We start from the raw sequence: 19500 nt of genomic DNA, 5'->3' as shown, positions 1-19500 counted from the left end.
TCGTCTTGGACGGGAGCGGGTGGGCTCGCTTCACTGTCAGGTATGCCTGAGTTGAGCCGTCGTACCGCCCTGGCCGCCGCCGGTCTCGGAGTCGTGACGCCCGTGTTGGCCGCCGCGCCCGCCGCCGCCTCGCCTGCCGCTGCCGCGGGGCCCGCTGGTGCCGCCGCAGCTGCCGGAGCCACCTCGCCCGCCGGAGCTGCCTCGCCCGTCGCGGGGCGGCCGTCGCGCGGTCGCGTGACCACGTTCGTCTTCGCCGCCGGCGCCAACGGCGTCTCGGCCGCGCCGAACGAGCTGGTTCTGTGCGGCCACCGCGGAGTCGGCGTCGACCAGCCCGGCCAGCAGTTCCGCCGCTCCTACCAGGCACCGCAGGATCTTGCGGCGTTCGCGACGGAGCCGTCGGCGCTGGCCGGCGTCACGGTCGCCGACCAGGTGGCGGCCACCGTCGAGACGGTCCGCCGCGCGGCCGCGCACGGCCCGGTCGTGCTGGTGGGCGCGAGCATCGGCGGGGCGATGATCAGCCTGGTCGCGGACGCCGTCCCGCACCTGATCGACCTTCTCGTGTACGACACGGCGTTCTGCTGCGTCGACCTCGCGACCCCGGACGAGTACATGGCCACCCCCGAGGCGGCGACCTCCCGGGTCGGCGACCTCCTCGGCTTCCTCGCCGCCGACCCGGCAGTGATCGGCGCGGTCCGGTTCAACTGGCGCCTCGCGGACCCGAAGCTGCTCGCGGCGGCGAAGAAGGCATTCTTGGCCGACGCGACGGACGCCGAGTTCTACGCGTTCCTCAACACGATGGCGCCGGACGACCTCCTCACCAAGGGAGCAACCCCGTCCCGCGGCGACCGCGCGCGGTGGGGCCGCGTGCCGCGGGTGTACGTCCGGCACCTGCGGGACCGGATCGTCCCGCTCCCGTTGCAGGACCGCATGATCCGCGAAGCCGACGCGGCCACGCCGGGCAACCGCTTCCGCGTGTTCGACCTCGACACGAGCCACGTCCCGGACGCGCGCAAGCTCGCCGAGCTGGTCGCGATCTACGACAAGCTGGCCTGATCGAACTCGGCGGGCGCGTCGAAGGCCGCCCGTCGGGCCGCGCGGCGCAGCACCGTCAGGACGGCCGGCCCCAGCAGCAGGATCGCCACGGCGTTGGTGATGGCGCGGCCGGTGTCCCAGCCGAGGGTCGACGTCAGCACGGTGAAGACGGCGAACCGGTGCAGGTTGTCCAGCAGCGGCGCGCCGGGCACGAACCCGAGCCCCGCGTGCGAGCCGCTGAACGACGAGCCGGCCAGGAACGGCCACGTCCACAGGCTCATGAGGAGCCCGAAGAAGTAGGCCGCGACAACGCCGTACACCACCAGCACGGCGATCTCCGCCTTGCCGCGCGGTCGCTTCGGCAGCAAGCCGGCCCCGAGCCCGATCAGCGAGGACGCGAGCATCTGGAACGGCAGCCACGGCCCGACCCCGGCGGTGAGCAGCGCCGAGGTGAACATCGACGTCGAGCCGAGCACAAACCCGAAGCCGGGCCCGAACACCCGCCCCGCGAGCACGAGCAGGAAGAACACCAGCTCGATGCCCCCGGTCCCGGCCCCGAGCGGCCGCAGCCCGGCGTTGACGGCCGACAGCACGCCGAGCAGCGCGAGCGCCTTGGCGTCGATGCCACCGCGCGACAGCTCGGCGAGCACGACCAGGATCAGGACGGGCAGGGTCGCCATGAAGACAAACGGCGCGTCCGCGGTGTGCGCGGCGCCGCTGGGCTGCGGGTGCGCGAAGAGCGGCCAGCAGAACATGGCGATGCCGAGCAGGCTGGCGACCCCGAGGACCAACGCGGGCCGAAGGGTGAGCCGAACCGCCCGCGGCGGTGGGCCGAGGAAGCCGGTCACGCCGGACCACCGGACCCGCGCAGCACGACGAAGCCGGGCACCCCGGAGCCGCGCAGCTCCGCGGAACCGGGCACGCCGAACCCGCACGGCACACCCGAATCGGCCTCGCCGAACCGCCGCGGCCGTCGGCCGCCGCGGTGGCGCTGCGGGTCCGGCAGAGCCCCGCGATGCAGCTCAACAGAACCGGCCACGGCGGACCCGCGCAGCACGCCGGAGCCGGACACGCCGAACCCACGCAGCACACCCGAGCCGGACCCACGCAGCACCACAAACCCGGTCATGCCAGCGCCTCGGCTACTTCGTCCACCGTCAGCCACTGCTCCGGCGCCAGGATCTTCGCCACCTGTGGCGCGAACGCCGGTGAGGCGACGATGACCTCCTTCGTCGGGCCGTCGGCCACCACCTCGCCGTCGGCCAGGACCGCCACGCGGTGGGCCACCGTGGCCACGAACTCGACATCGTGGGTGGCCAGCACCACCGCGTGCCCCTGCGAAGCCAGCTCTCGCAGGGTCGCCGCGAAGCGCCGTTTTGCGTGGTAGTCGAGGCCGCGCGTGGGCTCGTCGAGGAGCACGACCGGTGGGGCCGCCGCCAGCTGGACGGCCAGCACCAGCGCCAGTCGCTGCCCTTCGGACAGGTCACCGGGGTGCGCTTCACCGGTGATCCCGGGGGCGAGCCGGTCCAGCAGGGCCCGGGCCGTTCCCGCCGGGACCTCGGATTCGGTGTCGGCCTGTACGCACTCGGCGTCGACCGAATCGAGGTACAGCAGGTCGGCCGGGGTCTGCGGAACCAGTCCGACGCGCCGACGGGCCACTCGTGGCTTGAGCGACGCCGGATCCGCGCCGCCGACGTCGACCTTCCCCGCCAACCTCGGCCCGCTGCCCTGCACCGCCCAGAGAAGCGACGACTTGCCGGAGCCGTTGCGTCCCATCAGCGCGACAATCTCCCCCTGCCCGACGCGCAGGTCGACCCCACGCACCGCCAGGACATCTCCGTATCGGACCACCACCCCTCTCACGTCCAGTGCTTGACCGGTCACCGAGAGAGTAGAACCCACCACCGACAATTTCTGACGACGTGACGCCAGCCGCGTCCGCAGCGGCCCCGCGACCCGCCGCGCGTCCCGCACCGAAAGCGGTAGCGGCGACCACCCAGCGAGCCGGCCCAGCTCCGCGATCGGTGGCGCGATCTCCGACGTCGCCAGGATTTCCGCCGGCGGCCCGGACCGCACCGAGCCGTCGCCCGGCAGGTACAGCAGCCGGTCGGCGTACTGCGCGACGCGCTCCATCCGGTGCTCCGCGACGACCACCGTCGTCCCGAGGTCGTGCACCAGGCGCGTGATCACCGCCAGGACGTCCTCGGCGGCGGTCGGGTCGAGCGCGGACGTCGGCTCGTCGAGCACCACCACGCGCGGGTGCGCCGTCAGCACCGAGCCGATCGCGACGCGCTGCTGCTGCCCGCCCGAAAGCGTCCGAAGTGGACGGTTGCGCAGCTCCGCGATCCCCAGCAGGTCCAGGGTTTCCTCGACCCGCTTGCGCATGACGTCCGGCGCGACCGCGAGCTGCTCCATCGCGTAGGCGAGCTCTTCCTCGACGGTGTCGGTCACGAACCCGGCCAGCGGGTCCTGCCCGACAACGCCGACGACCGAAGCCAGCTCCCGCGGCGGATACACCGACGTGTCCAGCCCGTCGACCAGCACCCGCCCGGCCAGCCGTCCGCCGGTGAAGTGCGGGACGAGCCCGTTGATCGCACCAATGAATGTCGACTTGCCGACACCGGTGGGCCCGGCGACCAGGCAGAGCTCACCCTCCTCGACCGTCAGCGAGACGTCGGTCAGCACCGGCCGCGCGGCGTCCGGATAGGTCACCGTGACCTGCGAAAACTCGATCACCGGCCCACCTCCGACGACGACAACGAAGACGACAACGAAGGCGGCGGCGGCGCGACGAACGCCGGCAGCACCGCGACCAGCAGCGACAAGGCGTGCACAACCGACACTTCCGGCCACCGCAACGGGCTCAGCGACGGGTAGAGGTTCTCCGGATCAACCCGCGAAGTCACGAACAGCAGCACACACGCTCCCACCCCGGCCAGCACGACCAGCGTCTCCGGCCACCGCCACGGATCCGGCCGGTACGCCGTCCGCCGCACCCGCTTCCCGCCGACGACAAACCCCGCCACGGCGACGGCGAGCCCGGCCGCCAGCAGGGGCACACCGAGCCAAGTCGACGTCCCGTCGAGCACCCCGTAGACGCCGACGCACACCCCGACCAGCCCGAACAGGACACAGGACGCGATCAGCACCCGCACACCGCGGCTCAGGTACGCCCGCCGGCCGTACCCGCGGGAGTCCATCGCGGCCGCCAGCCGCAGCGACCGGTCCATCGCGTCTTCCAGCACCGGGACCACGATGCCCTTGACCGCCCGCAGCCCGCGAGCCCGGCCCGCCCGCAGCCGCCGGGCCCGCCGCACGCGCTGGACGCTCTCGACCAGCTGTGGCGCCACGGTCAGCGCGACCGTCACGGCCGTGCCGACCTCGTACAGCGCCCCCGGCACGGCCTTGAGCAGGCGTTTCGGGTTCGCCAGGGCGTTCGCCGCGCCGACGCAGATCACCATCGTCGCCAGCCGCAGGCCGTCGTAGAACCCGCCGAGCAGCTCCTCCGCCGACGTCGACCCCAGCAGCGACACCCCCGCCGCGAACGCCGGCAGCGGGATCCGCGGGAGCGTGAACAGGACGTGCCCGCCGTCCTCACCGCCGATCAGGATCCGGAACAGCACGCGCGACACGACGATCAGCGCGCCGACGTACGCGTACAGCCGGAACGCCAGCGCCCAGGGCGCGTCACTCCGCCGGTTCGCGACGACGAACCCGGCGACGGCGATGACGAGCCCGAGCAACAGCGGGTTCGTCGTCCGGCTGGCCGCGATGGCCAGCGCGAGCGCCCAGACCCACCAGGCGCCCGGGTGCAGCGCCCTACTGCGCACGCCGCCGTCGCGCCACGATGACGCCCGCGCCCCCGACCACCACGATCACCACGGCCCCGATCACCACACCCCACGGGAACGAACTGCCCTGGTCAGCGGGTGCGGGAGTCGGCGAGGCAGCCTGCCGGACCGGCGCGACACGCGGCGGCGCGGGCAGGTCGTTGGCCGTCTTCGGCTTCGCGTACGCCCAGCCTTCGAAGCCGTTCGGCGTCGGCTTCGAGGTCTGGGCGCCTTCCTGGCTGGACGTCCACGCGCCGCCCGGCGCCGCGTGCCAGTAGCTCCAGTACGCCGTCGCCGACGGCATGCCCGCGCAGGACTCGACGTCGGGGCCCGGTTTGCCGTTGATCCGGCAGGCCACGGCGAGGCCGTACTTCTGCGAGCCGGCGACGTCGATCCCGGCGTCCTGCAGGGCGGCGATGCCGGTCGCGGGTGTCCCCGGCGCGCAGCGGACCAGGGGCTGCGGGCCCAGGTCGCCGAAGTCGACGATCACCGTGACCCCGCCGCCGTCCGGGCACGAGCCGTCGGAGCCCGCCGCCGACGCGGGCGCGGCGCCCACCAGAGCGGCGCCCAGCAGCAGGGCACAGGCAGCGGAGAAACGGGCGAAGCGCGCGGCGATCATGCTGGCACCTTAACCAGTGGAAGACGCGGTTCCGGCGCGACGAGGGACACACCTAGACTGCGGCGCGTGGGACAGCTCATCGCGGACGGACAGCTGCGCGTCGGCCTGATCGGCGCCGGCCCCTGGGCGGCGACGGTGCACGCGCCCGGCCTGGCCGACCACCCCGGCACCGCGCTGACCGCGGTCTGGGCCCGGCGGCCGGAGGCGGCGCAAGCGCTTGCGGAGACGCACTGCGCGGCCACCGCCGGCAGCGTCGAGGAGCTGTTCGAGCAGGTGGACGCGGTGGCGCTCGCCGTGCCACCCGCAATTCAGGCCGAGCTGGGCGTGCGCGCGGCCGAGGCCGGGAAGCACCTGATCCTCGAGAAGCCGATCGCCGCCGACCTCGCCGGCGCGCAGCGGCTGGCCGACGCGGTCGCGGCCGCCGACGTCGCCGCGCTCGTCGTGCTGACCCTGCGGTATTCGGCGCAGACCCAGGAGTGGCTCGCCGGCCTCGCGCAGGCGGGCGGCTGGGCCGGCGGCGGCGCGCGCTGGCTGTCCGGCGCCCTGCTCGGCGGCCAGTACGCGTCTTCCGAGTGGCGGCAGGACGACGGCGGCGCGCTGTACGACATCGGCCCGCACGCGCTCGACATGCTGGACGCCGCGCTCGGCCCGATCACGCAGGTCGTGGCCGCGCGGCGGAGTCCCGGCGACCTCTGGCACCTGATGCTGGCCCACGAAGACGGCGTGGTCAGCACGGCGACGCTCTCGCTGCGGCTGCCGGTGCAGCCGACCGTCGTCGAGGTCGCCGTCTGGGGTCAGCACGGCTACCGGACGCTCGGGCGCAAACCGGGCTCGGCGCAGGAGTCCTACACCGCCCTGCTCGACGACTTCGCGGCGATGATCGCCAGCGGCACCACGGCGCACCCCTGCGACGTCCGGCGTGGTCTGCACCTGCAGAACCTGCTCGAGCAGGCCCGCGAGCTCGCCGAGTAGTACACAGGCCCCCTCGCCGGATTCACGTTGTGAAGTAAGGCTTCTTCACAAACTCCCCGAATTCATCCACAGGGTTGTCCACAGCATCCACTGTGGACAGTGCGCCTGCCGACCGAACCACGGAAAGCCCCGTCGCGCCACCGCAAAGATCACCGAATAGTGCGGCCCGCTCGGACTGCCGAGACGATCTTGTGATGCGAAGGTGATCTTGGGAGGGCTGCTTTTCATCGCGCATCGAAGATCTTGAGGGGTTCGAGAAGGGAGGCGCATGGAAGCCCTGCTGCGCGCCTTCTGGGGGATGATTCCGGTTTCGGCCATCGCGCTGCCGTACGCGCTGCTCGGCTGGCCACTGCTCGCCGCCCGGCGCCGCCGAAGACTTCCGGCCCGCTACGCGACCGCGACGGCCGGTGTCGACAGCGCCGTCCTGCTGGTCGCGTTCCTGGTGTTTTGCCTGGTCATCATGCCCGTCGGCAACTCGCACACGAGCACGCTCGACCTGGTGCCCGGCGCCGACATCACCGCCGCCTTCGCCGACGACGGGTCACTCTGGCAGGTGATCGGCAACGTGCTGCTGCTGTCGCCGCTCGGCGCGCTGCTCCCGCTGCGGATGCGCCGGCTGCGCACGCTGGCCAAGGTCGCGCTGGCCGCCTTGGCCGCGTCGCTGCTGGTGGAAGGTACGCAATATCTGATCCACACGGGCCGGGTGACCTCCACCGACGACGTCCTGCTCAACACCGCGGGCGCGACGCTCGGCGCGGCGCTGAGCCGGCGCGGCTGGCGGGCGCTGGACCTGCCACCGCCGGTGCCGGTGGCCATCCCGGCCCAGCGGCGGCGGATCTGCGAGTCCCCGACGCTCACCCTGCGCGTCCCGCGTTCGGTCTGGGACACGCGCTACGCGGCCATCGCGCATCCGGACCGGCAGTAAACCGGTTGCGGGCCCTGCGACACTGGCCCGGAAGAGCCCCTTCGAGTCAAGGAATGACCGCCTATGCCTGGCGCCGCTCCCGGCGTCGGCCCGCGCTAGGCCCGACGCCCAGCGTCCATCCCGCAGGTCCCGTTCCGGGCCGCGGTTCCTTGACATGCTCTCGAAAGGCTCCAACCCAGCAATGTCTGCCATCCAGACCTATGTCCGCAACACGGCGCCCCGCGGCCGGGACACCGAGCGGGTCGGCCCGTTCCTGGCCACCTACTCGGTGGGCACCGACCACCCGATGCTCAACTACGCGATCCCGGACGACGGCGCGAAGCCGACGGCGGCCGAGATCGGCGCGCTGACCGAGGCCTACCGGCGGCGGGACCTGCTCCCGCGGCTGGAGTACTTCACCGAAATCGCCCCTGACCTGGAGAAACTGCTCCTCGACGCGGGGTACGAGCTCGAACGACGGGTGCCGCTGATGACGTGCGCGCCCGCCGAGCGGGCCGACAAGCCGGTCCCCGCGGGGATCCGGCTGCGCGCGCCGGAGTCCGACGAAGACTTCCGGCGCATGCGGTCGGCGCAGAACACCGCGTACGGCGAAGCGCCGGACGTCAGTGACGAAGAGGTCAAGCAGGTGAAGGCCGGTCTGGCCGCCGGCGTGCGGCACGTCCTGGTCGAGGACGTCGAGACGGGGACGGTGGCCGGAGGCGGGCTCGCGCTCGAAATCGTCGACGGCACCACCGAGATCGCCGGAATCGGCGTGCTCGAGGCGTACCGCGGCCGCGGCATCGCCGCCGCACTCACCGCCCGGCTCACCCGCGACGCCCACGAAGCCGGCGCGCACACGGCGTTCCTCACCCCCGGTGACCTGGGGATCGGGAGCATTTACGCCCGGGTCGGCTACCGGCCGGCGGGCGAGTGTGTGCACTTGTCGCTGAGCTAGTCGTCGAAGCGGCCGGAGCGGCCTCGTTTCACGTCGCTCCGGCGCTTCTTCGACGCCAGGCGACGCTCCTTCGAACCGCGAGACGGCTTCGTGGGGCGTCGCTTGGCGGGCGGCGGGGCCGACGCGTCGAGCAGCAAGTTCGTCAGCCGACCCCGCGCGGCTTCGCGGTTCTGCAGCTGGGAGCGGTGTTCGCTGGCCGCGATCGTCAGGACGCCGTCGACCAGGCGCGGGCCGAGCCCGGCCAGCACGCGGTCACGCAGGTGCTCGGGGATCGACGGCGACGCGGCGACGTCGAAGGACAGCTCCACGCGCGAGTCCGTGGTGTTCACACCCTGCCCGCCCGGGCCGGACGAGCGCGAAAAGCGCTCGCTCAACTCGGCTCCCGGGATCGTGAACCGGGAGCCGACCACCACGTCTTCGGCTGCCACCCGATCAGTGTGACAGCCGTGAGCAAGAGCGTTTCAGAACCGCGGGTGGTCGCCCGAAAGCAGCGCGCGCGGGCCGTCGACGTCGTCGGCGGGCTGGACGTCGCCCAGCACCCACGCCGGGACGTGCCGCGCGGTGAGCATCGCCAGCGCCCGGTCGACGTCCTCCGGGCCGACGATCGCGACCATGCCGACGCCCATGTTGAACGTCTTCTCCAGCTCGGCGCGCTCGACCTTGCCGCGCTGGCCGATCAGGGCGAACACCGCCGACGGCGTCCAGGTGCCGCGGTCGAGCCGGGCGACCAGGCCGCGCGGCATGACGCGGGCGAGGTTGGCCTCCAGGCCGCCACCGGTGATGTGCGCGAACGTCCGGACCTCGGTCTCCGCGGTCAGCGCGAGGCAGTCCTTCGCGTAGATCCGCGTCGGCTCCAGCAGCTCCTCGCCGAGGGTGCGGTCGAACTCCTCGACGTGCCCCTCGAGCGGCATCCGGGCGATGTCCAGCAGCACGTGCCGGGCCAGGGAGTACCCGTTCGAGTGAAGTCCGGACGAGCCGAGCGCCAGCACGACGTCACCCGGACGGACCTTTTCCGGCGAAAGCAGCGCGGACGCCTCGACCACGCCGACCCCGGTGGCCGACATGTCGTAGTCGTGCTCACCCATCAGGCCGGGGTGCTCGGCCGTCTCGCCGCCGAGCAGCGCGCAACCCGCCTGCACGCAGCCCTCGGCGATGCCGCCGACGAGCGCCGCGATCTTCTCCGGGTGCACCTTGCCGACCGCGATGTAGTCCTGCAGGAACAGCGGCTCGGCGCCGGTCACGACCAGGTCGTCGACCACCATCGCGACCAGGTCGATGCCGACGGTGTCGTGCTTGTCCAGCGCCTGCGCGACGGCGAGCTTCGTGCCGACGCCGTCGGTCGACGACGCGAGCACCGGCTCCTTCCACTTGTCGAGCTTCAGCGAGAAGAGCCCGGCGAAGCCGCCGACGCCACCCATCACCTCGGGACGCGTCGCCCGTGCGGCGTGGGGCTTGAGCAGCTCGACGGCTTGGTCGCCGGCGTCGATGCTGACGCCGGCGGCGGCATACGTGGCGCTCGTGGACTCGCTCACGGCTGAAGGACTCCCAACTGGAAGGACTGGCCCGGACGGGCTAGGGGCGCCGGATGGCGTCTTCGGCACCGTACCCGGCCGGGCTGACCGGCTTCGCCGCGCCATTGACCGCGTCGAGGCTTTCCAGCAGGTGCTTCCCGATCAGCGCGTCTTCCGGCAGCGGGATCGGGTACTCGCCGGAGAAGCACGCCGTGCACAGCCGCGACTTCGGCTGCTCCGCGGCCGCGACCAGGCCGTCCAGCGAGATGTAGCCCAGGGAGTCGGCGCCGATCGAGCGGCGGATGCCGTCGAGGTCGACGCCGTTCGCGACCAGCTCGGCACGCGAGGCGAAGTCGATGCCGTAGAAGCACGGCCAGCGCACCGGCGGCGACGCGATCCGGACGTGCACCTCGAGCGCGCCGGCCTCGCGCAGCATCCGGACGAGCGCGCGCTGGGTGTTGCCGCGGACGATCGAGTCGTCCACCACGACCAGGCGCTTGCCGCGGATGACGTCGCGCAGCGGGTTCAGCTTCAGCCGGATGCCGAGCTGGCGGATGGTCTGCGACGGCTGGATGAAGGTGCGCCCGACGTAGGCGTTCTTCACCAGGCCGGTGCCGTACGGGATGCCCGAGCCCTGCGCGTAGCCGATCGCGGCGGGGGTGCCGGACTCCGGCACCGGCATGACGAGGTCGGCCTCGACCGGCTGCTCGATGGCGAGCCGGCGGCCGATCTCGACGCGGGTGGCGTGCACACCGCGGCCGGCGATCGTGGTGTCGGGGCGGGCGAGGTAGACGTACTCGAAGACGCAGCCCTTGGGGTCCGGGTTCGCGAACCGCGAGGAGCGCAGGCCCTCGGCGTCGATCGCGATGAGCTCGCCCGGCTCGACTTCGCGCACGAAGGACGCGCCGACGATGTCGAGGCCCGCGGTCTCGCTGGAGACGACCCAGCCGCGTTCGAGCCGGCCGAGCACCAGCGGGTGCACCCCGTGCGGGTCGCGCGCCGCGTAAAGCGTGTTTTCGTCGGAGAACACCAGGCAGAACGCGCCCTGGAGAGTGGGCAGCAGCTCCATGGCGGCGGCTTCGATGCCCTTGTCCGCGGCGTTCGCGGCGAGCAGCCCGCAGATGAGGTCCGAGTCGCTGGACGAACCGGTCAGGCCCGCGTGCGGCTTGAGCCCGGCGGCGATCGTGCGCTCGCGCAGCTCCGCCGTGTTGACGAGGTTGCCGTTGTGCGCGAAGGAAAGGCCGCTGCCGGTCTCGGTCGTGCGGAAGATCGGCTGGGCGTTCTCCCAGACGGTGGCGCCGGTCGTCGAGTACCGGCAGTGCCCGACGGCGATGTGGCCCTGCAGCGACTGCAGGATCTGCTCGTCGAACACCTGGCTGACCAGGCCGAGGTCCTTGAAGACCACGATCTGCGAGCCGTCGGAGACGGAGATGCCGGCGGCCTCCTGCCCGCGGTGCTGCAGGGCGTAGAGGCCGTAGTAGGTCAGCTTGGCGACTTCTTCCCCGGGAGCCCAGACGCCGAAGACGCCACACTCCTCGCGGGGTTCCGGGTCGGGCTGGTCGGACACGAGCTGCGGGTCGGAAACCACCGAGGTGCTCCCAGGAAGACGTGGTCAGGCCGATTTCAGTGTAGACGGTCCGGACATGAGTCAGGCCCCGCCCGGAGTGGTTCCGACCACTTCGGACAGGGCCTGCAGACAGTGCCGACTAACACGCGTCCGGCAACGAGAGGATCTCCGTGAGCACCTGGGCTCCTTCACCGCTGCGGCGCCACAGCCAGCGCTCCGGCTCGAAGATGTTGTCTTCGGTGCCGGGCATCCGGGTCGCCACCACGTCGTCTTCGGCGTTGAGCCGGACGACGTCCACCACGTCGTCGTGCACCCGCACACCGACGACGGCGAGGACCTCGCCGCGCTCGTCGGCGGGGTGGACGAACTGGTAGCCGCGAGCCACCAGCTCCTGCAGGCCGGTCTCGATGTCGAAGACGGGGGCGACGGCCTCAGCCGAGGACATCGTCGAACTCACCGTCCTTGGCGCCCGCGAGGAACGCCGCCATCTCGGCGCGGGTGTAGACGAGCGCCGGGCCGGTCGGGAAGCGCGAGTTGCGCATCGCGATCTCGCCGCTGGACAACGGGGCGACCTCGACGCAGTTGCCGACCGAACCGCTGTAGCTCGCCTTGCGCCACGCGGCTCCGGACAGCCGGTCGGCCGGGATGCCGTTTTCGAATCGCTCAGCCATGGGTCCCACCTCTCCATGCGGAAGATTTCAAGGCGATGCATCTGCATGTGCATTTGCCCGCGTGACGAACGCTAGCACGTGTTCTTGCAACGGTAAATGCACGTGCAGAATTTTGTGCACAGTAACTCTATAGAGTGAACGTCACCGGATCAATGAACAGTGAAAACTACGCCACGTGACCGGTCTGACCAGTGATCTTAGATCTCTTGGCGACGCTTCGAGATCCACTCGCGACTGCGCTCGGGAGTGGCCGCGTCGACCGCCAGCATGTCGAGCCGCCGGCTGTACTTTTCGATCTCTTCGCGCTTCTCGACGTAGTGCGCGCCGGTGAGGTATTCGATGTAAGCGATGTTGGGCAGTTCCGGCTCGCCGAACCGCAGCAGCGAAAACGCGTGCTCGGCCGACAGCCCGCTGCGCTCGTACGGCAGGACCTGCACCGAGACGTTCGGCAGTGCGCTCATCTCGAGCAGGTACTCGAGCTGCTGCTTCAGCACGCGCGTTCCGCCGATGGGCCGGTGCAGCACGGACTCGTCGAGCACCATCCACACGCGCGGGGCGTCCGGCCTGCTGAACATCTTCTGGCGCCGCATCCGCAGCGCGACCAGCTGGTCGACGCTCTCGTCCGCCATCTCCGAGCGGCCGTGGCTGAAGATCGCCCGGGCGTACGGCTCGATCTGCAGCAGTCCCGAGACGTAGAGCGGCTCCCAGATCTGGATCCGCGCGGCCGCCTCTTCCAGGCCGACCAGGTCGGTGAACCAGTTCGGCATCGTGTCGCCGAACCGCCGCCACCAGCCGGGCTCGTTCGACTGCTTCACCATGTCGAGGAAGCTCTGGCGCTCGCCTTCGTCCTCGACGCCGTACATCGTCAGCAGGTCGGTGACATCGCGTTCCTTGAAACCGACCCGGCCCAGCTCGAGCCGACTGATCTTCGACTCGGAGCCGCGGATGTTGTACCCGGCCTGCTGCCGGGTGATGCCGGCCTCTTCACGGAGCCGCCGCAGCTGGGAGCCCAGGATCATCCGGCGCGCCGTGGGGCCGATGTTCTGTTCGCCTGCGGACGCGTTCACCGCGTTCATTCCCGGACCTTCCGCGCTCACGTCACCAGGGGGTTCTAGCCCGACTACCGAAAGTACACGTTGGGCCGTCCTGCGCAAAGAGGTGACCCGGTTTACCGCATGCGTGTGTAGTCCTACTCTACGTAGAGTACGAGACTTTCGACACAGAACTTGCGAGGTTCAAGATGCCCGACGCCGCGACCCGGACCGAACGAGTTCCCGTGGGGGTCGACCCGACCCGAGCGAGCATCGCGCGTGTCTACGACGCTTTCCTGCTCGGGAAGGACAACTACGAGATCGACCGCGAGGTCCTGGGGCAGGTGCAGAAGGCCGCTCCGGAGGCGCAGGACCTCGCCTTCGAAAACCGCGGTTTCCTGATCCGGGCGTGCCGGTTCCTCGCCGGCCAGACGGGCATCACCCAGTTCCTGGACCTGGGATCCGGCCTCCCGACGGCGGAGAACACGCACCAGGTCGTCCAGCGCATCCACCCGGAGGCCACGGTCGTCTACGTCGACAACGACCCGGTGGTCCTGGCGCACGGCCGCGCGCTGCTCGAGGAGAACGAGCACACCCACTTCGTCGCCGAGGACATCTTCGAGCCGCAGCGGATCCTCGAGAACGAGGTCGTGCGCGAGCACATCGACTTCACGCAGCCGCTGGTGCTGCTGCAGATGGGCACGCTGCACCACTTCAAGGGCGACAAGGACCGGCCGAAGGAGATCATGAAGGAGTACGTCGACGCGCTGCCGTCCGGCTCCTTCGTCGGGCTCAGCCACTTCTTCGACCCGCAGAACGACGACTCCGCGACCGCGCGCCGCATGGAGGACTTCTTCGTGCACAGCCCGATGGGCTCCGGCACGTTCCGGACGCAGCAGGAGATCGAAGAGCTCTTCCCCGGCCTCGAAATGGTCGACCCCGGCGTGACGCTGTGCGCCGACTGGTGGCCGGACGGCCCGCGGCTCAAGGAGCTCAACGTCGCCCAGCGGACGATCGCCGGCGGCGTCGGCCGCAAGCCGTAGCTAGACGCGGACGATCGGCAGCCACTGCGAAAGGTCGGCCCGGGTGCCCGAAGCGGACACCCGGCCGCCGGCCACCGCAGTGGTCCAGTCCAACCGGCCGGTGGCGAGCTCGAGCCACGTGCGCGGGTCGGTCTCGATGACGTTCGGCGGCGTGCCGCGGGTGTGCCGCGGCCCGGCCACGCACTGCACCGCGGCGAACGGCGGCACGCGCACCTCGACCGTCCGCCCCGGAGCGTCGGCCGCGAGCGCGCGGAGGCTCAGCCGGACCGCGGCGGCCAGCTCGGGCCGCGCCGGGTCGGGCGCATCGCCCTGCAGCCACGGGGAAATCGCCAGCACCGCCGCACGTAACTGTCCGGGGTCGACCGAACGCGAAGAGGCCATGGGCAAACAGTAGAGTGGCGCACCAAGAGTTTTCAGGCACACCCGAGAACGTGGGGATGAGATGGCGCAGCGGGACGAGGCAGATCGGATGGTTTCGCAGCAGCCAACCGGAAGCGGGGCCGACCACCCCGGCAAGCACAGCCGCGCGGCGCGGCGCAGCGGCCGTCAGGCGCGGCGCTCGGGCAAGCACGGCACACCCGAGATCACTGCGGAGATGCGCGAGAACGCCCGCGCTAACCCGAACAGCTGGCTCTACGTAATCGACGAGGCCTTCGACCCGAACGGCCCGGTCCCGTCGTGGGCGGTCGTCGGCGCGTACCCGGTGAACGGCGCGGGCGACGTCGTCGCGGACTTCCACCCCAACGACCGCTACCGGCCCTCGCCCAAGGCGCTCGGTTTCCCGGAGCCGTCGAACGACCTCGAGCACGCGCTGCAGCTCGTCCGCACCGAGCACCGCCCGGCGTCGGACCTGCCGAAGATCGTCCTCGACGCGACGCTGTTCGTCTACGCGATGTCGCCGGTGCAGCGGACCGTGATCGGCTTCCACAACACCGACGGCCGGGTGATGGTGCCCGCGTACACGCGCAAGACGCTCGTCCCGCGCGAGTGGCCGCACGCCCGCGCGGTGCTCGGCCGCGACATGGTCGGCCTGCTCGGCGGGCACCCGGTCGCGATCAACCCGCACGACCTGATCACGGCCGTCGTGCCGGCGGAGCACCTCGTGAAGGCCCTCGCCGAAGAAACGCGCTGACCTGCGGGTATCACCCCATCGAGTGAGCATCGATTCGCCGGATCGGCGACACCGGTGCATCGTGAGGCTGACGGAAACTCACGGGACCGGTGGGGAGCATGAGGGTGAAACGTCGTTCGCTGCCGCCCGTCGTCCTGGCCGTGGGCCTGCTCTTCGCCGGGCAGGCCCCGGCGACGGCTGACGACGTCTACGCCGGTGCCGAAGAGCACTTCGCCGGTTCGCAGATCGCCAAGGTCGAAGGCGTCGAAGCGGTGCCCGGCGTCCTGTACGCGACCGAAGACCAGCAGCTCGGCCACGACGTCAGCGGGCACCAGGGCCCGGTCGACTGGTCCGGCGCGGCGGGGTCGGGCGCGAAGTTCGTCTACGTCAAGGCAACCGAAGGCACCGGCTTCGTCAACCCGCAGTTCGCCCAGCAGTACAACGGTTCCTACAACGCGGGCCTGATCCGCGGCGCCTACCACTTCGCCCGCCCGGACATCTCCGACGGCGCGTCCCAGGCCCGCTACTTCCTGGCCCACGGCGGCGGCTGGTCGGCGGACGGCCGGACCCTGCCGGGCGCGCTCGACGCGGAGTACAACCCGTACGGCGAAACCTGCTACGGCAAGGACGCCGCCGGAATGGTCCGCTGGCTCAGCGACTTCTCCGAGACCTATCGCGCGACGACTGGCCGGTACCCGACGATCTACACGTCGACGAGCTGGTGGAAGCGCTGCACGGCGAACAACGGCGGCTTCGGCGGAAACCCGCTGTGGATCGCCCGCTACAACACGTTCGTCGGCGAGCTCCCGGCCGGCTGGGCGGTGCACACGATCTGGCAGTTCGCCGACCGCGGCACTCTGCCGGGCGACCAGAACTGGTTCAACGGCTCGGCCGACCGGCTGCGGGCGCTCGCACTGGGCTGACCAGCGGCGCTTCGAGTGCCGCCCGATCGCGGGTTCCCACGCTCGGCCGATCGGCGCAGCATCCCGGTAATAGGTGTTAACCAGTCACCAATTGAAGATCGTCTTCCCAGGAAAATCACCCACACGTATACCCAATTTCACGGAACTGAGTGACAAACGCCACTTCGTCCTTAACAATCGTGCACGGGCGGCTACCTGCAGTAAGCCGCCCTCCGCGAGGGTATCCGTGAAGGGATTCAACGATGTCCATTCCCCGAAGAGGGCGGCTGTTCGCTGCCCTCGTCGTCCCGGCCACGCTGCTCCTGCTCGGCAGCACGGCCCAGGCGACGACCTTTTCCCCCGAAGTCGACCCCGTGTCCGCGATCAACGCGGACATCGCTCAGCACAACCACGAACTGGGGTCGCAGATCCGGCGCGTCGAAGGGGACACGTCGACGCCGGACTCGCAGAAGGCGGCGCAGCAGCCGCAGCCCGGCCAGGCCATCCCCGGCCAGGTGCTGGCCACCGTCGCCGGCATCGACGTCGCCAGCTACCAGGGCAACGTCAACTGGGCGACCTACTGGAACCAGGGCAAGCGGTTCGTCTGGACCAAGGCCACGGAGAGCACCAGCTACACCAACCCGTACTTCGCGCAGCAGTACAACGGCTCCTTCAACCAGGGCTTCATCCGCGGCGCCTACCACTTCGCGACCCCGAACACCGCGAGTGGCGCGGCGCAGGCCCGGTACTTCGTCGCCCACGGCGGCGGCTGGTCGAAGGACGGCAAGACCCTGCCGGGCGCGCTCGACATGGAGTACAACCCGTACGGCGCGACCTGCTACGGCCTGAGCAAGGCGGGGATGACGTCGTGGATCCTCGACTTCCACGACACCTACCACTCGCTGACCGGCCGGTACCCGGTGATCTACACGTCGACCAGCTGGTGGAGCCAGTGCGTCAGCGGTGACTTCTCCAGCACGGCCCCGCTGTGGGTCGCGCGGTACGCGTCGTCGGTCGGCACCCTGCCCTACAACTGGGGCTTCTACACCGTTTGGCAGTACACCTCGAGCCCGCTCGACCAGGACACCTTCAACGGTGCCTACGACCGGCTCCAGGCCCTCGCCAACGGCTGACCCGCCCCACCCCCGGCTCCCGGATCGTGACGACTTCGCGTCGGCTCGGCCGGGAGCCGGTTTCATGCCGTACCGTCCGAGCTTGCAGAATGCTGCGCACACGTCTGGGGGAACCGCACGGGGCTGCCGGACGTCGGAAGCGCACGAACAGCCAGCGCCCGGAAGGCACGAAAGATGACGTACCCGCCTCAGCCGGGCCAGCCCGGTCAGCCCGATCCGTACGGGCAGCAGCCGCAGTCCGGCGGCTTCCAGCAGCAGCCGTACCCGCAGCAGGGCGGGTGGGACCCCAACCAGCAGCAGCCCTACCCGACGCAGCAGTACCCGCAGGGCTGGGACCCGAGCCAGCAGCAGGGGTACCCGTCGGGCGGGTTCCCGGCGAGCCCGCAGCCGCAGTGGGGCGACCCCAACACCCAGCAGCAGTGGGGTGACCCGAACGCGCAGCAGCAGTCGGCGTGGGCGGACCCGAACGCGCAGCAGTACGGCCAGCAGGCCTGGGACCCGAACCAGGGTGGCCAGATGTCGGGCTGGGACCCGGCGACCGGCGGTTACTCGCAGGGCTTCGGCGGGCCGCCGGCGCCGCCGAAGAAGAGCAAGACCGGGATGTGGATCGCCGTCGGCGCCACCGTGGTGGTCGTGCTGGCGGCGCTGGGTGTGACCGGTTTTGTCGCGCCGGGGTTCTTCCTGTCGAAGGACGACAACACCAACGTCGCGGCGCCGCCGGCGTCGAGCACGTCCGCGAAGCCGACGGCGCCGAAGACGACCCCGAAGAAGACGACGACGTCGGCGTCCAAGCCGCCGTCCGGCGGGGACGGCAGCGCGGACGCCAAGGCGGTGCTGCAGGGCTTCATCGACAAGCTGAACGCGGACGACAAGACCGGCGCGATCGCGCTCGGCTGCGCCGACTCGAAGGAACTGCTCGACTCGTGGCTCGACACGTTCCTCAAGCCGCCGCTGAAGCTGCAGCTCGGCGAGGTGCCGGACGACGAGTTCCTGGTCGAGGGCCAGGTCACCGGGACGTCCGCGGGCAAGAACGTCAAGGGCACCCTGAGCGCGACGAACTTCGACGACAAGGGTTTCTGCATCAGCACCATGCTGGTTTCCTGAGCGGGTGAAGCTGTGGCGATCACCGCTGGCGTGGACGTTCTTCGCGTCGCTGGTGCTGTTGGTGGGGGTCGGCGGCTGGCTGCTGACCGACCCCGCCACCAGCCGCAGTGACGCGCTGAAGACGGGCGGCCTCGCGGGCGGCGCGATCGTGGCGCTGTATGCGCTGTGGCTGAACGACCGGCGCCGCCGCGTCGAAGAACGGCGTCAGGACATCGAGCGCCGGCGGCACGAACTGGAGTCGCAGCGCGCGGAGCAGGACCGCGAGCGCGTCGCGGACGAGCGGTTCGCAAAGGCGGTCGAGCTGCTCGGCCACGACGCCGACCAGGTGCGGGTGGGGGCGTTGCACGCGCTGGCGGGACTGGCGCGGAGCCGGCCGGGGTACACGCAGACGGTGCTGGACGTGCTGTGCTCGTACCTGCGGCGGCCGTTCACCCGTCCGTCCGCCGCGGCCGATGCCGACCCGGAACCGGAGCGCGAGCTGACGGTCCGGCTCACGGCGCAGCGCTTGGTCGCCGACCTGCTGCCCCCGCGAGACGACGACGCTCCGGCGTACGACCTGGACCTGACCGGCGCGTCGCTGGAGTACTTCGACCTTTCCGGCAAGCTCGTCGGCGGTCTTCTGCTGCGGTACGCGTCCTTGCACAGCAGCACGAACCTCAGCGGCAGCCGCTTCAAAGGCCGGGTGTACCTCACCGCGGCGGGCACCGGCTCGGGCCGGCTGCTGGGCTACTTCCGCTGCCGCGGCGCGGTGTTCGAAAGCCACGCCTGGTTCAGCGGAACGACTTTCGCCGAGGACGCCGAGTTCACGGACACGACGTTCGCCGGGAAGACGACGTTCAAGGACGCGAAGTTCCGGAAGGACGCCGTGTTCACCGGCGTGGTCGCCTCGTGCGAGCTCGACCTGCGACGGACCGGCTTCGAGGGCCAGACCGACCTGCGGTTCGCCACGCTGCCGGAGTCGGTCTCGCTGTACAACACCCGCGTCCGGTCCGAAAAGGACACTCAGCTGCCGGCGGGCTGGAAGCTGGAGGAACTGCGCGACGGCGAGTCCCGGATCGTCGCCGAGCTCGGCTGAGCCCGCGAGGCGAAGACGGCGGTTCCGCCGCCTTCGCCTT

The 19500-nt window shown here is 71.0% G+C and carries 22 protein-coding genes; 10 read left to right on the top strand and 12 right to left on the bottom strand.

Features of this window, described 5'->3' with window-relative positions:
• Nucleotides 1-234: 234 nt before the first annotated feature.
• A complete protein-coding gene (locus ACZ63E_RS02675) occupies nucleotides 235-1053 on the top strand; it encodes an alpha/beta fold hydrolase (protein ID WP_465333742.1) in 819 nt (272 codons plus the stop codon).
• Here ACZ63E_RS02675 and ACZ63E_RS02670 read toward each other — a convergent pair.
• The 5 genes from ACZ63E_RS02670 to ACZ63E_RS02650 are packed head-to-tail and all read right to left on the bottom strand — an operon-like array spanning nucleotide 1035 to nucleotide 5481.
• Nucleotides 1035-1880: an ECF transporter S component gene (locus ACZ63E_RS02670; protein ID WP_465333740.1), complete on the bottom strand. Its 846-nt coding sequence runs from the start codon at nucleotides 1878-1880 to the stop codon at nucleotides 1035-1037. The genes ACZ63E_RS02675 and ACZ63E_RS02670 overlap by 19 nt on opposite strands.
• Entirely contained in the window at nucleotides 1877-2161 is a 285-nt protein-coding gene (locus tag ACZ63E_RS02665; RefSeq protein ID WP_465333738.1) for a hypothetical protein, read from the bottom strand. Before ACZ63E_RS02665 ends, ACZ63E_RS02670 begins: the two co-directional genes overlap by 4 nt.
• A complete protein-coding gene (locus ACZ63E_RS02660; RefSeq protein ID WP_465333736.1) occupies nucleotides 2158-3768 on the bottom strand; it encodes an ABC transporter ATP-binding protein in 1611 nt (536 codons plus the stop codon). Before ACZ63E_RS02660 ends, ACZ63E_RS02665 begins: the two co-directional genes overlap by 4 nt.
• Nucleotides 3765-4862, bottom strand: a complete 1098-nt coding sequence (locus ACZ63E_RS02655) for a CbiQ family ECF transporter T component (protein WP_465333734.1) — start codon at nucleotides 4860-4862, stop codon at nucleotides 3765-3767. Before ACZ63E_RS02655 ends, ACZ63E_RS02660 begins: the two co-directional genes overlap by 4 nt.
• Complete coding sequence (locus ACZ63E_RS02650) at nucleotides 4852-5481, bottom strand: hypothetical protein (protein ID WP_465333732.1); 630 nt, start codon at nucleotides 5479-5481, stop codon at nucleotides 4852-4854. The genes ACZ63E_RS02655 and ACZ63E_RS02650 overlap by 11 nt, the downstream gene beginning before the upstream one ends.
• A gap of 66 nt (nucleotides 5482-5547) precedes the next feature.
• Here ACZ63E_RS02650 and ACZ63E_RS02645 point away from each other — a divergent pair, with 66 nt between their 5' ends.
• The 3 genes from ACZ63E_RS02645 to ACZ63E_RS02635 all read left to right on the top strand — a co-directional run bounded on the left by ACZ63E_RS02645 (nucleotide 5548) and on the right by ACZ63E_RS02635 (nucleotide 8312).
• Nucleotides 5548-6453, top strand: a complete 906-nt coding sequence (locus tag ACZ63E_RS02645) for a Gfo/Idh/MocA family protein (protein ID WP_465333730.1) — start codon at nucleotides 5548-5550, stop codon at nucleotides 6451-6453.
• A 268-nt stretch (nucleotides 6454-6721) separates the two neighbouring features.
• The gene (locus ACZ63E_RS02640; RefSeq protein WP_465333728.1) at nucleotides 6722-7378 is read left to right on the top strand and encodes a VanZ family protein; all 657 of its coding nucleotides are present in this window, start codon (nucleotides 6722-6724) and stop codon (nucleotides 7376-7378) included.
• A gap of 181 nt (nucleotides 7379-7559) precedes the next feature.
• Nucleotides 7560-8312 (top strand): GNAT family N-acetyltransferase, encoded by a 753-nt coding sequence (locus tag ACZ63E_RS02635; protein ID WP_465333726.1) that lies wholly within the window; start codon nucleotides 7560-7562, stop codon nucleotides 8310-8312.
• Here ACZ63E_RS02635 and arfB read toward each other — a convergent pair.
• The 6 genes from arfB to ACZ63E_RS02605 all read right to left on the bottom strand — a co-directional run bounded on the left by arfB (nucleotide 8309) and on the right by ACZ63E_RS02605 (nucleotide 13137).
• Nucleotides 8309-8725: an alternative ribosome rescue aminoacyl-tRNA hydrolase ArfB gene (gene arfB / locus ACZ63E_RS02630; RefSeq protein WP_465334360.1), complete on the bottom strand. Its 417-nt coding sequence runs from the start codon at nucleotides 8723-8725 to the stop codon at nucleotides 8309-8311. The two genes, ACZ63E_RS02635 and arfB, sit on opposite strands and share 4 nt — an antisense overlap.
• A gap of 48 nt (nucleotides 8726-8773) precedes the next feature.
• The gene (purM, locus tag ACZ63E_RS02625; protein ID WP_465333724.1) at nucleotides 8774-9844 is read right to left on the bottom strand and encodes a phosphoribosylformylglycinamidine cyclo-ligase; all 1071 of its coding nucleotides are present in this window, start codon (nucleotides 9842-9844) and stop codon (nucleotides 8774-8776) included.
• A 40-nt stretch (nucleotides 9845-9884) separates the two neighbouring features.
• On the bottom strand, nucleotides 9885-11411 hold the full coding sequence (gene purF, locus ACZ63E_RS02620) for an amidophosphoribosyltransferase (RefSeq protein WP_465333722.1): 1527 nt from the start codon (nucleotides 11409-11411) through the stop codon (nucleotides 9885-9887).
• A 118-nt stretch (nucleotides 11412-11529) separates the two neighbouring features.
• Nucleotides 11530-11835, bottom strand: coding sequence for a hypothetical protein (locus ACZ63E_RS02615; RefSeq protein WP_465312965.1), 306 nt, complete (start codon nucleotides 11833-11835; stop codon nucleotides 11530-11532).
• Entirely contained in the window at nucleotides 11822-12061 is a 240-nt protein-coding gene (locus ACZ63E_RS02610) for a DUF397 domain-containing protein (protein ID WP_364522306.1), read from the bottom strand. The genes ACZ63E_RS02615 and ACZ63E_RS02610 overlap by 14 nt, the downstream gene beginning before the upstream one ends.
• A 197-nt stretch (nucleotides 12062-12258) precedes the next feature.
• On the bottom strand, nucleotides 12259-13137 hold the full coding sequence (locus ACZ63E_RS02605; protein ID WP_465312964.1) for a helix-turn-helix domain-containing protein: 879 nt from the start codon (nucleotides 13135-13137) through the stop codon (nucleotides 12259-12261).
• Nucleotides 13138-13337: 200 nt separating this feature from the next.
• On the opposite strand from ACZ63E_RS02605, the gene ACZ63E_RS02600 reads away from it, so the two are divergent.
• Nucleotides 13338-14135 carry an SAM-dependent methyltransferase gene (locus ACZ63E_RS02600; RefSeq protein ID WP_465333721.1) on the top strand — a complete coding sequence of 266 codons (798 nt, stop codon included), beginning with the start codon at nucleotides 13338-13340 and terminating at the stop codon, nucleotides 14133-14135.
• On the opposite strand, the gene ACZ63E_RS02595 is transcribed toward ACZ63E_RS02600, so the two are convergent.
• A complete protein-coding gene (locus ACZ63E_RS02595) occupies nucleotides 14136-14516 on the bottom strand; it encodes a sterol carrier family protein (protein WP_465333719.1) in 381 nt (126 codons plus the stop codon).
• 61 nt (nucleotides 14517-14577) lie between these two features.
• Here ACZ63E_RS02595 and ACZ63E_RS02590 point away from each other — a divergent pair, with 61 nt between their 5' ends.
• The 5 genes from ACZ63E_RS02590 (at nucleotide 14578) to ACZ63E_RS02570 (ending at nucleotide 19460) form a co-directional block, all read left to right on the top strand.
• Complete coding sequence (locus tag ACZ63E_RS02590; RefSeq protein WP_465333717.1) at nucleotides 14578-15267, top strand: type VII secretion system-associated protein; 690 nt, start codon at nucleotides 14578-14580, stop codon at nucleotides 15265-15267.
• Between the two features lie 98 nt (nucleotides 15268-15365).
• A complete protein-coding gene (locus ACZ63E_RS02585; RefSeq protein ID WP_465333715.1) occupies nucleotides 15366-16169 on the top strand; it encodes a lysozyme in 804 nt (267 codons plus the stop codon).
• 242 nt (nucleotides 16170-16411) lie between these two features.
• A complete protein-coding gene (locus ACZ63E_RS02580) occupies nucleotides 16412-17281 on the top strand; it encodes a lysozyme (RefSeq protein WP_465333713.1) in 870 nt (289 codons plus the stop codon).
• A 174-nt stretch (nucleotides 17282-17455) separates the two neighbouring features.
• A complete protein-coding gene (locus ACZ63E_RS02575; RefSeq protein WP_465333712.1) occupies nucleotides 17456-18385 on the top strand; it encodes a hypothetical protein in 930 nt (309 codons plus the stop codon).
• A gap of 4 nt (nucleotides 18386-18389) precedes the next feature.
• The gene (locus ACZ63E_RS02570) at nucleotides 18390-19460 is read left to right on the top strand and encodes a pentapeptide repeat-containing protein (protein ID WP_465333710.1); all 1071 of its coding nucleotides are present in this window, start codon (nucleotides 18390-18392) and stop codon (nucleotides 19458-19460) included.
• Nucleotides 19461-19500 lie beyond the last annotated feature (40 nt).

Source organism: Amycolatopsis sp. NPDC104819 (genome assembly GCF_055583145.1).
The sequence above is the reverse complement of the archived record's forward strand: the minus strand, read 5'-3'. Positions and strand labels throughout refer to the sequence as shown.